The sequence below is a fragment of the uncultured Campylobacter sp. genome, from assembly GCF_938018035.1.
GTDB lineage: Bacteria > Campylobacterota > Campylobacteria > Campylobacterales > Campylobacteraceae > Campylobacter_B.
In genome coordinates this window covers 1-10517 of the sequence record NZ_CALIJF010000122.1, presented here as the reverse complement: position 1 = coordinate 10517, position 10517 = coordinate 1, and the positions used below count along the sequence as shown (strand labels likewise).

Here is a 10517-nt window from a genome sequence, read left to right as displayed (position 1 = left end):
ATTCGCTTTTCATTTCGCTTTTTATTTTGAATCCCTTATTTTCAAGATAATTCGTAATGGTGTTTATTATACTACCAGTTAAATTATTTACTGGAGTTACATTATTGCCAAATTTATTTAAAACCTTATAGGTTATTATTGCTGCTAGTTTTTCTTTCCATACTCTAATTAGCTTTAGTATATCTGTTTCTTGTTCATTGAGGTCTAGTATATCATCAGGTGTTAGTATTATTGTTAATATGTCTGCTTTATCAAATTCTCTCCTCATTACCTGAAAAACAGCAGACTTTCCTATGCCTTTATGCCCAACAACTATGCGCAATGGCAAATCAGCGCTTATTTGCTCGTAAACTGTACTTTTAAAATAGTATTCCATTAATCTTTCTAGTTTTTCGTCTTCGGCAGCTTCATGACCAAATAACTCTGCTATTTCTTCGTCTGAAAAGGTTAATTTCTTATATTTCATTCCGTAATTCATTGTTGAGACCTTATCTGCATAATTTTTTGAATTATTATAGTTCTATGTATCTTAAATACCTATTAGCTTATTTTATAATACAGCATTATATACCCACTCTCGCTAATATTTTTAAATTTAACCCCCAGCTCCCGCTTTAGCCTCAGCACGACGTTTTGTATCGCGCCCTTACTCGTTTGCTCGCCCTCGTAGACGAACTCCTCGATCATCTCGTAGCTCACGAGCTTGTTTAGATTGTACGCAAAGAGCCAAAAGAGCTTGTTTTGCAAAAATGAGAGATAAATTTCCTCGCCGTTTTTGTAGATCTTTTCTTTGGCGAGATTTATGCTGGTTTGCGGGCCCAGGCGCACGAGCTTTTCGTCCTTTTCGTAGGTTAGAGCCACGAGCAGGCGGCAAAGCGCGGCGATATCGACGGGCTTTTTTAGAAACGACGCCGCGCCGTGCTCGATGCTTTTGATGAGGTTGTCGTCGGTGTCGTAGGAGGTAAAGACGATAAATTTTTGCGCGGGTTTGATGCGCATCATCTCCTTCATCATCTCAAAGCCGTTCATCGCGGGCATGTGGATGTCGGTGATGACGATGGCGGGAGCTAGCTTTTTAAATCGCTCCAGCCCCTCTAGCCCGTCGCCCGCGCCCCAGACGCTTAGGCAGTAGGGCTTTAGCCCGCCTATTAGCAGCTCCCTTGCGATCTCGTCGTCCTCGACGATGAGGACGCTCAGGTCTTTAAGTAGCTTTAAATGCTCTTGCATCTCACTCCTTTAAATTTATCTCAAAGCTCAGCTCAAACGTCGTCGGATCGCCCGAGCTTAGCAGCCTGATGTCGCCCGCGAGTTTTTCGTTTGCTAGCTTTTTGCCGAAATACAGCCCGATGCCGCTTCCTTGCTTTTTGGTAGTTTTTGGCTGGGTTAAAATTTTATCCCGAGCCGCCCTGCTCACGCCGCTGCCGTAGTCGGTGACGGATATTTTGCACATGCCGTTTTCAAATTTGACGTCCAAAAAAACTTGCCGCTTGGCGATCTGCTCTTTGTATCGCTCCACGACCGCATCCTTGGCGTTGTGTATGAGGATGAGTAAAATTTGCTGCACGATGCCCATTCGCTGCGTGGCCTCTTCGTCTTTAAACTCGCGCAAGCTTACTGCAACGTTTGCTTTGCTAAGCTCGGTGTGCATGAGCTTTAGCAGGTCTTTTATGCAGCGCTGCACGCTAAATTTTTGCGGAGCGTCGCTGCTTTTATAAAAATTTCTAAAAATTTCGATCGTATCGCTTAAAAGCACGGTCGCAGCCTGCCCCTTTTGCAGCATACTCTCTAGCGTCGCGGCGTCTAGCTTACCGTCTTTTTGCAGCATGAGCAGGCTTGAGATCATCAAATTTAGCGAATTAACCGGCTGGATAAACTGATGATTTATGCCGCTGATTAGCTCGCCCGCCTCGCTCATACGGGCTTTGTGCTTGAGCAGCGCTTCGTAGTCGTCTTGCAGATTTTTGATTTTTGAGTACATAAAGTTATGTAAGAAATTTGCCACCAGCGCCAGCGCTGCGAACGCAAAAAGCAAGATAAGGGCGTTTTTTAGCACGGAGTTAAGCAGCGCTGCAAGCTCCTTTTCGTTATCGGTGCCAGCTCCTATGAACCAGTTTAGCGTGGGGATCTCGGCAACGGAGATGAAATTTGAGCCGATATTTAGGCTCGTGATGTCTTCGCCCCGCAGGAAAATCTCTTTAAATTTATCCTCGATCTGCTTTTTTAGCGCCGCATCCTTCATCGGCGTTAAAATTTCGCCGCCGTGGGTGACGATAAAGGCGTAAGAATCTGGTGCTAGCTTAAATTTCTCCATATTTTTTAGTATGTTTTGCAGCTTTACTACGCCGCAAAACACCCCCGCGAACGAGCTGCCGTCCAGCACGGGCACGCATAAATTTAGCGTCGGCTCGCCTAAAATTTTATGCCGCTGCATAAAATTTACCGTGGGTGCGAGCGTGCTTTTGGTCTCCTCAAACCACACAAGTCCCGTGCGCAGGCTCTTTGGCATCGCTTCGTCGCCCTCTAGCTCCTTGCCGTCGACGAATATTTCTCCGTCTTCGCGCAAAAACTGCAAGGCGTCAAATTCTGCTGAGTTTTCTTTTAAAAGTCGTATGAAGCCGCCGAGCTTTTCGCCGTCTTGCGAGATGCCTGCATTTTGCATAAATTTAGCCGCGCGCACCAGCGAGTGCAGTCGCTCGTCCAGCCAAAACGAGAAATTCCCGACCATATTTTCGCTCGCGGCGATCTTGTTTTTATCCGCGAGCGCCGTGATCTGCGCCTTAGCGTCCTCGTAGTTTTTCACGCCCAAAAGCACCACGAAAAGGCTTGCGAAAATGATGATGAAGTAAATTTTAAAATTATGTTCGCGTAAGGCTTTCATACGGCGAGTATAGCAAAATCGGTCTAAATTTAGACCGATTTAAGCTTTTTTAGAGTTAAAATTTTGCAAACGAACATCGCGGCGAGCACGACGAAGCAGACTCCAAAGCCGATCAGCGTGCAGTCGGCCATCGACATAAATTTGCTTGATGGGATCAGGTACCAGCCGTCCTCGTAAAGATCCACTAGATATTTCTGAAAGCCGCTTAGCGTGACGCCGTCCGGAACAATCGGGTTATCGTAGCCGCAGTCGCCCGTAGGCAAGAACCAATCAGGCGCCCATTTTTCAAGCGGCAAACCAAACGGATAGTGCGGCTCGGTCGAGCAGCCCTGCACGCCGAACGGATCGTCTCCGTGCACGGCGTCGTGGATCTTGGCTAGCTTTACGCTATACATTATGCCCTGGATCGCGCCCCAAAAGGCTAGCAGGTAGCCTACCGCGGCGAGGAGTAAATTTTTAGGATTTACGATCGCGACCAGGCCTCCTAGCGCCATGCACAAAAAGGCAAAGCGGATATAGACGCACTGCTCGCAAGGGGGCATATAGACGTAGTTTTGAAACAGCGAGTGCGCGAGGATCACGAGCCCTACGCTCACCGCTATGAGGATCGCCCACGGCAGGCGGCTATCGCCGAATTTCGCTATTTTTTCCGCAAATTTCATGCCCACGCCCTATTTTTTAAGCAGCTCTTCAATTAGCTGCGCCATGCCGTCGATAGAGCTGATGGACTTCGTCATGATGAGGTATTTGCCGTTTACGACGAACGCCGGCACGCCTTGGATTTTCGCTACGTCGTAGCTCTCGTCCCATTTTTTAAGCAGTTCGGCGACTTTGGGATCCTCTAGCTTTTTTTGATAATCCGCTTCGCTGATACCCGCCGCGTCAAGCCCCGTCTTTAAAAACGCAGCCTCGTCCTTACCATCGCTCCAGCGCTGCTTTTGATCGTGATAGGCCTTGTAGTAGGCAAATTTTGCTTTTTTAAACAGCGAGTTTTCATCTAGCAGGCTCACGCCTTTTTCCTCGTCCATCACGGCTAAAACGGCAAAAATTTTACTCGCCGCCTCGCCGTATTCGCCCTTGGTTTTTAGATGAAACGGCACGTATTTTAGCCCCGCGACCTTTTCTACGACCTTTGACGTGACGGTTTTGTCGTATTTGTAGCAAAACGGGCATGCGTAGCTAAAGACCTTAACCAGTGTGTTTTGCTCTACGGGTAGCGGTTTTTCTAGCTTGACGTAGTCCTCGCCCTCGGTAAACGCGGCAGCGCTTATGGCGCCAAACATCGCGACTGCTAGAAAGCCTTTGCTAAATTTAGAAAGTAGGTTCATGGAATGCTCCTTAAAATGATTTTGTTTGAGTTAATTTTATACCCTTTTGCCGCCGCAAAACTCACGCTAAGATAAATTTTAGATTAAATTTATAGAATTTCGGCTAAATTTTGGCGCAAAAGCTAAAATTTGAAATTATTTTTTACAATTAAGCAAGTTTTAATAAACGCGTGATTTCTACGTTAGCGAGGTTGATTAAAATTACGATATCAAACCAATTCAAAGGAGAATAAGATGAAGCGAACTCTTTCCTCATTTGCGCTAGCTGTGGCGCTTTTAGGCGGTCTAAGCACGGCCGCGCTGGCTATCGGCGGACCTAGCGGCGCGCACATAGACTACGGCATCCCAGGTAAGATCGGCGAAGTGGTCGTAAACCCGTACGACATCGCGCCTCTAACGGCGGTCATCAAAAACGGCGGCTACACGCTAGCAAACGCGAAAGTCACCATCGTGCCAAAGCCGGACGGTCAGACGATCAGCTATAAGGTCGCCGACAAGCACCTTCGCACGCACGGCGGAATTCCAGTTTTCGGGCTTTACCCCGACTATCAAAATACCGTCGAGGTCGAGTACGATAAAATTTATAAGGGCCAAACCGAGCACGTAAAAGAAAGCTATAAAATTTACGCTCCGGCGATTTATCTAGAGAGCTCTGGCATGCCGTCTCAAAAGGGTGCGCTGTTTGATAAAATCGAGGTTGTAAAGGCTCCGAGCGCAAAATTTGCCAACCGCCTCTACTACGTAAATAACTTCGTAAATAAAACGGGCAAGGGCACCAAAGTCGTGTGGAACAACCCCGCTGGCGGTGCGATCGAGTGGAACTACAGCCCCAATAACTTCATCCTAGACACTAAGGGCGAAGTGCGCTGGTACCTGGAGCCGAGTAAAATTTACGACCTCAAGCAGCCCTTTAGCGCGGGCGTCATGATGGGCTTTAAACAAAACGACGACGGCGCGATGACATGGGGTTACGGCCAAAGATACGCAAAATACGACATAATGGGACGTGAAATCTTTAACCGCGAGCTACCTGCGGGTTATAACGACTTCTCGCACTCCATGGATGTTGCGCAAAACGGACACTATTTCCTCCGCGCGGCAAATGCCAACTATAAGCGCGCCGACGGCAAAAACGTCCGCACCGTGCGCGATGTCATCGTCGAGGTTGATAGAGACGGCAACGTCGTGGATGATTTTAGGCTGTATGAAATTCTCGATCCGTACCGCGACATCGTGCTAAAAACGCTTGATCAGGGGGCCGTGTGTCTAAATATCGACGCTAGCAAGGCGGGCCACACCGCGAGTTCGGACGAGCTGGCCGCGATGGATATGAACGAAAAATGGGGCGACATCGTGGGCTCTGGCCCCGGACGCAACTGGGCGCACGTAAATAGCGTGGATTATGATCCAAGCGACGATAGCATCATCATCTCCAGCCGCCACCAAGACGCCGTCATCAAGATCGGCCGCGACAAAAAAGTCAAATGGATAATGGGCGCGCACAAAGGCTGGAAGGATCAGTTTAAAGGCTATTTGCTCCAGCCTGTAGATAAAGATGGCAAAAAGATCGTCTGCGAGGACGAGTACTCAAAATGCCCGGGATATGAGAGCGAAACGGGCGGATTTGACTGGCAGTGGACGCAGCATACGGCTTTCCGAATCGACAGCAAGTCCAAAAAGGGCGTCGTATATCTCACCGTCTTTGACAACGGCGACACACGCGGTATGGAGCAGCCTGCGATGGCGGGTATGAAATACTCCCGCGCGGTCGTTTATAAAATCGACGAGAACGCCAAGACCGTCGAGCAGGTTTGGGAATACGGCAAACAGCGCGGCAGCGAGTGGTACAGCTCGGTTACATCGCTTGCGCAGTATCAAGACGACCTAGATAGCGTGATGGTTTACTCTGCGGTCGCGGGCATGCAGTTTGACATCGTCAAAGGCCGTCCGGTCGGTGTGCCTAGCCCTCACATCAACGAGTTTGAATGGGGCGCAAAAGAGCCGTCAATCGAGATCAAAATGACCAACGCGATGGGCTATCAGGCGTTTCCGTTTAGCCTAGAAAAGGCGTTTGAGAAGTAAAATTTAAATTGAGCGGCTCTGTTTCGGCAGAGCCGCTTTTAAATTTGCATTGCCTGTTGCTGCGTTTTCGCCATCTTTTCATCGCCTCTATTTGCGGTAAAATTTCGCTCGATTGATTAAATTTATCCATACGAAGCACCCTTGCGCGGTAAAATTTTGATTGATAGTAAATTTAGGCTGAAGCAGTATAATTTATTCGAATCGAAAAGCAAGACTCAAATAAAACAAAGGAGCACATATGGAAAAGTACGGCTATGACCGCATCAATGATGCGTTTTTGAACAAGGGAACGGCATTTTCTGCCGAAGAAAGGAAAAAGTATCATCTGGAAGGACTGCTTCCTCCGTGTATCGACGATATCGAAACGCAAGCCAACAGGATCTACCGCCAGATGGAACGAAAAACTTCCAAAATAGAAAAGAGAAGATTTCTTATGGATGTTTTCAATCACAACCGAACGCTTTTCTATCACGTATTCCATGAACATATTGTAGAGTTGATGCCGATTGTTTATGATCCGGTTATCGCAGAAAGTATCGAACAGTACAGTGAGCAGTTTGTCGATACGCAGGGTGCGGCATTTTTGTCGATCGACGCTCCTGAGCAAATTGAAGATGCGCTCCGTCATGCCGCCGGTGACAGACACATCAGACTTATCGTTGCGACCGACGCGGAAGAAATTCTCGGTATCGGCGACTGGGGAACGAACGGCGTTGATATCTCCGTAGGAAAACTGATGGTCTATACTGCCGCCGCCGGAATTGACCCGAAATCAGTACTGCCAGTCGTGCTGGATTGCGGAACGAATAGGGAAGCGCTGCTGAATGATCCGCTCTATCTCGGAAATCGCCACAAGAGAATATACGGCGATAGATATTACCGCTTCATCGATCAATTTGTAACGACGGCGGAAAAACTTTTCCCCGACTTATACCTTCACTTTGAAGACTTCGGCAGATCGAATGCCGCAAAGGTTTTACAAACATATCAGAAAACTTTGCCTGTATTCAACGACGACTGTCAAGGAACCGGAATTATTACACTTGCGGGAATTCTCGGCGCTATGAAAATCAACGGGCAAAAGCTTACGGAGCAGGTATATCTGTGCTTCGGCGCGGGAACGGCAGGAGCGGGAATCACGGATCGCATATTCAGAGAAATGGTCGCGCAAGGTCTTTCCGAAGACGAAGCCCGCAGCCGTTTTTATATGGTGGATAAGCAGGGGCTGCTGTTCGACGACATGGACGACCTGACGCCCGAACAAAAACCGTTTGCGCGAAAACGTAGCGAATTTGGTAATGTGAGAGAGCTCGTCTCTCTTACAAAAGCGGTTATGGCCATACGTCCGACGATCCTTGTGGGAACATCGACAGCGCCGAAAACCTTTACGGAAGAGATCGTTCGCGCTATGGCGTCATGGTGCGAGCACCCGATTATTTTTCCGCTCAGTAATCCTACGGAACTGGCTGAAGCTACGGCTTCAGACTTAATTCATTGGTCGGATGGCCGCGCAATGGTGGCAACGGGAATTCCTGCCGATCCGGTGGAATACAAGGGCGTCACGTACACAATCGGGCAGGCAAATAACGCGCTGATTTATCCGGGATTGGGATTAGGCAGTATCGCGGTAAATTCAAAGCTCGTGACGGATGAAATGATCTCAGCAGCTGCACATTCGCTTGGAGCCTTTCTTGAAACCGGAAAACCCGGAGAAGCGGTTTTACCGCCGGTAGCGCGGCTGACGGAATTTTCCGAAGCGGTTGCCGTCGCAGTCGCCTCTTGTGCCGTCCGTCAAAAATTAAACCGCGTTGCAACGGATAACGTGGAAAAAACGGTCAAAAACTGTATCTGGAAACCGGAGTACTAAAGCACGGAAAAGCCGATAATAGAAATGGCGGCTGGTAACAATACGCTCAGCAAGCGATTCTATCGGCAAGTATTCTACGCGCTCACAATCCTTAAGCGCCGCTTCGATGAATGGCGGGAGCTATCACAAAACGAGGCGGCGCAAACTCGCGCAGAGCAAAATGCGGTCAAAGCAGCATAAATGTGCGCGAATTTTGACGCGAGATCGCTGAAATTTGATACATTGAAAGCTCGGGTGGCGCGGCGCTTGTTTGTATAATTCTTGCGGTTTGCCTCGCACAATTTACTCAAAACTCAACCGAGTGGCGCCCGAAGGGACCGGGCGTAGGTTTAATGTGCGTGTGTTTTCAATTTTATCTCGGTTAAGCGCCTCGAAACGGGCCGAGAGGCGCGCTTGATTTTAAATTTAATTCAAATTTAGCCCAAAATCTCCCCGACGAAAAATAGCGCCGACATCGCAAACGTGCAGAGCGCGACGACCTTTAGCTGTCCGTCGAAGTCGCGACACTCCCGCACTTTTAAGACGAAAAAGAAATGCCGAATAAGCGGCACAAAGCTAGCTATGTAGAGTAGTTTTACGCCTGAATCTCCGCGCAAAAGCGAGTAGCAAAGCATTAGCCCCGCACCGCCGGCGATCAGCGCGTAGTGATAGCGCTTGGCCGCGCGCAGTCCGATACGAACGGGGATCGTGCGTTTGCCTTTGAGCGCGTCGTTTTGGATGTCGCGCATGTTATTGAGATTTAGCACGGCGGTGCTTAGCATACCGCACGCGCACGCAGGCAGCAGCAGCGCCGCATCAAGCGAGCGCGCGTATAAAAAATACGAGCCCAGCACGCTCAAAAGCCCGAAAAACAAAAACACGAAAACGTCGCCGAGCCCCCGATACCCGTATGCGCCGGCTCCCACGGTGTAGCGGATCGCCGCGTATATCGACGCGCCGCCTAGCGCCAAAAACAGTAGCACGAGATAAAACCGCTCGCCAAACGCCAAAACGTTTAGCGCAAGGCTCGAAAATGCCGAAAGCAGAGCCGTAACGACTATGACGCGCTTCATCTGCTCGGCGCTCATCTGCCCAGTTTGGATCGCGCGGCGCGGCCCCAGTCTGCCCTCGTCGTCGGTGCCTTTTACCGCGTCGCCATAGTCGTTAGCGTAGTCGCTGAGTACCTGAAACAGCAACGTTGTAAGCAGCGCCAGTGCGAAAATATCCGCTCTAAATACGCCCGCGCCGTAAGCTGCGCCGCTACCGAGCAACACGCCCGAGACGCTAAGCGGAAGCGATCTAAGGCGAGCGGATGCGTAAAGAGCCTTTGCGGTTATCATTTTTTGCCTTTTGTTGATTTTTAGAGCCGAATTTACGGCGAACTCGAGATAAAATTTAGCGGAAAAACGCCAAAAATATCATAAATTTAGACTATTCGTAGAGTAAATTTTATTTAAATTCGCCTTTTTAATATAAATAGCGGTAAAATAGAGCCAAAAATTTTAGGAATTGTGATGAAAAAAGTTCTTACCGTTCAAGATATATCCTGCGTGGGCAAGGTTTCGCTGACCGTCGCCTTGCCGATACTAAGCGCGATGGGGATGAGCACGAGCGTGATCCCTACGGCGGTTTTATCGATGCATACGGGCTTTTCGGGCTACACCTTTTGCGATCTAAGCTCTCAAATACGCGCGATCATGGCGCATTGGAAAGACCGCGGAGTGGTATTTGACGGCATCTACACGGGCTTTTTGGGCTCGGCGGCACAGATCGAGATTATGGGCGAGCTATTTGCGAGCTTTGGCGGCGCGGGTAAGATCATTTTAGTCGATCCTTGCATGGGCGATAACGGCGTATTTTATCCTGGCTTTAACGAGGATTTTGCCCGTATGATGGCGCTTCTGTGCGCCAAGGCCGACGTCATCACGCCCAATATCACCGAGGCCTGCGCGATTACAGGCGTGCCGTACCGAGAGGATGCGGATAGGGATTTCATCATGGATCTGCTTGCAAGGCTTCGAGAGTTGGGCGCCAGGCAGGTTATTTTAAAGGGTATCGGCTACATCGCCGATCAGTGCGGGGTTTTCAGCTACGATGCGCGCACGGGCAGAACGAACGAGTATTTTCACGAGCTGCTGCCGGTTAAATTTAATGGCACCGGCGATATTTTCGCGGCCGTAGCCTTCGGCGCGATAATGCGCGGCAAGTCGTTGGAAACGGCGGTTCGCATCGCCGCGGACTTCGTCGTCAGCACGATAAAAGAGACGATGAACGACGAGGAGCGCAAGGACTACGAGGGGGTGAATTTCGAAGCGATAATCCCCGAGCTAGTGAGGAAAATCTAAGTTCTAGACGAATTTGGAACTCGCCGCGCGGACAGCGG

Annotated in this window: 8 protein-coding genes and 1 pseudogene; 3 read left to right on the top strand and 6 right to left on the bottom strand. The window is 49.2% G+C overall.

Features of this window, described 5'->3' with window-relative positions:
• The 5 genes and pseudogenes from Q0257_RS03795 to Q0257_RS03775 all read right to left on the bottom strand — a co-directional run.
• A pseudogene (locus Q0257_RS03795) lies at nucleotides 1-478 on the bottom strand (hypothetical protein); the annotation flags it as partial.
• Between the two features lie 62 nt (nucleotides 479-540).
• Nucleotides 541-1227, bottom strand: a complete 687-nt coding sequence (locus Q0257_RS03790; RefSeq protein WP_298021736.1) for a response regulator — start codon at nucleotides 1225-1227, stop codon at nucleotides 541-543.
• 1 nt (nucleotide 1228) lies between these two features.
• Nucleotides 1229-2878, bottom strand: a complete 1650-nt coding sequence (locus Q0257_RS03785; protein WP_298021734.1) for a sensor histidine kinase — start codon at nucleotides 2876-2878, stop codon at nucleotides 1229-1231.
• Nucleotides 2879-2907: 29 nt separating this feature from the next.
• The gene (gene dsbI / locus Q0257_RS03780) at nucleotides 2908-3540 is read right to left on the bottom strand and encodes a protein-disulfide oxidoreductase DsbI (protein WP_298021731.1); all 633 of its coding nucleotides are present in this window, start codon (nucleotides 3538-3540) and stop codon (nucleotides 2908-2910) included.
• Between the two features lie 9 nt (nucleotides 3541-3549).
• Nucleotides 3550-4206: a thiol:disulfide interchange protein DsbA/DsbL gene (locus tag Q0257_RS03775; RefSeq protein WP_298021728.1), complete on the bottom strand. Its 657-nt coding sequence runs from the start codon at nucleotides 4204-4206 to the stop codon at nucleotides 3550-3552.
• 234 nt (nucleotides 4207-4440) lie between these two features.
• Between Q0257_RS03775 and Q0257_RS03770 the strand changes: the two genes are divergently transcribed.
• Together Q0257_RS03770 and Q0257_RS03765 are read left to right on the top strand one after the other, a co-directional pair.
• Nucleotides 4441-6288: an aryl-sulfate sulfotransferase gene (locus tag Q0257_RS03770; RefSeq protein WP_298021725.1), complete on the top strand. Its 1848-nt coding sequence runs from the start codon at nucleotides 4441-4443 to the stop codon at nucleotides 6286-6288.
• Nucleotides 6289-6526: 238 nt separating this feature from the next.
• Nucleotides 6527-8155, top strand: coding sequence for a malolactic enzyme (locus Q0257_RS03765; RefSeq protein ID WP_298021722.1), 1629 nt, complete (start codon nucleotides 6527-6529; stop codon nucleotides 8153-8155).
• Between the two features lie 416 nt (nucleotides 8156-8571).
• Here Q0257_RS03765 and menA read toward each other — a convergent pair whose 3' ends face one another.
• Nucleotides 8572-9474, bottom strand: coding sequence for a 1,4-dihydroxy-2-naphthoate octaprenyltransferase (menA, locus tag Q0257_RS03760; RefSeq protein ID WP_298021719.1), 903 nt, complete (start codon nucleotides 9472-9474; stop codon nucleotides 8572-8574).
• A gap of 174 nt (nucleotides 9475-9648) precedes the next feature.
• On the opposite strand from menA, the gene Q0257_RS03755 reads away from it, so the two are divergent.
• Entirely contained in the window at nucleotides 9649-10479 is an 831-nt protein-coding gene (locus tag Q0257_RS03755) for a pyridoxamine kinase (RefSeq protein WP_298021716.1), read from the top strand.
• The last annotated feature ends 38 nt before the right edge of the window (nucleotides 10480-10517 follow it).

What these genes read in the sequence shown, in the direction of transcription:
- Q0257_RS03785 (WP_298021734.1), bottom strand. Translation starts at nt 2,878, where the DNA reads ATGAAAGCCTTACGCGAACATAATTTTAAAATTTACTTCATCATCATT.
- Q0257_RS03765 (WP_298021722.1), top strand. Translation starts at nt 6,527, where the DNA reads ATGGAAAAGTACGGCTATGACCGCATCAATGATGCGTTTTTGAACAAG.
- Q0257_RS03790 (WP_298021736.1), bottom strand. Translation starts at nt 1,227, where the DNA reads ATGCAAGAGCATTTAAAGCTACTTAAAGACCTGAGCGTCCTCATCGTC.
- Q0257_RS03755 (WP_298021716.1), top strand. Translation starts at nt 9,649, where the DNA reads ATGAAAAAAGTTCTTACCGTTCAAGATATATCCTGCGTGGGCAAGGTT.
- dsbI (WP_298021731.1), bottom strand. Translation starts at nt 3,540, where the DNA reads ATGAAATTTGCGGAAAAAATAGCGAAATTCGGCGATAGCCGCCTGCCG.
- Q0257_RS03770 (WP_298021725.1), top strand. Translation starts at nt 4,441, where the DNA reads ATGAAGCGAACTCTTTCCTCATTTGCGCTAGCTGTGGCGCTTTTAGGC.
- Q0257_RS03775 (WP_298021728.1), bottom strand. Translation starts at nt 4,206, where the DNA reads ATGAACCTACTTTCTAAATTTAGCAAAGGCTTTCTAGCAGTCGCGATG.
- menA (WP_298021719.1), bottom strand. Translation starts at nt 9,474, where the DNA reads ATGATAACCGCAAAGGCTCTTTACGCATCCGCTCGCCTTAGATCGCTT.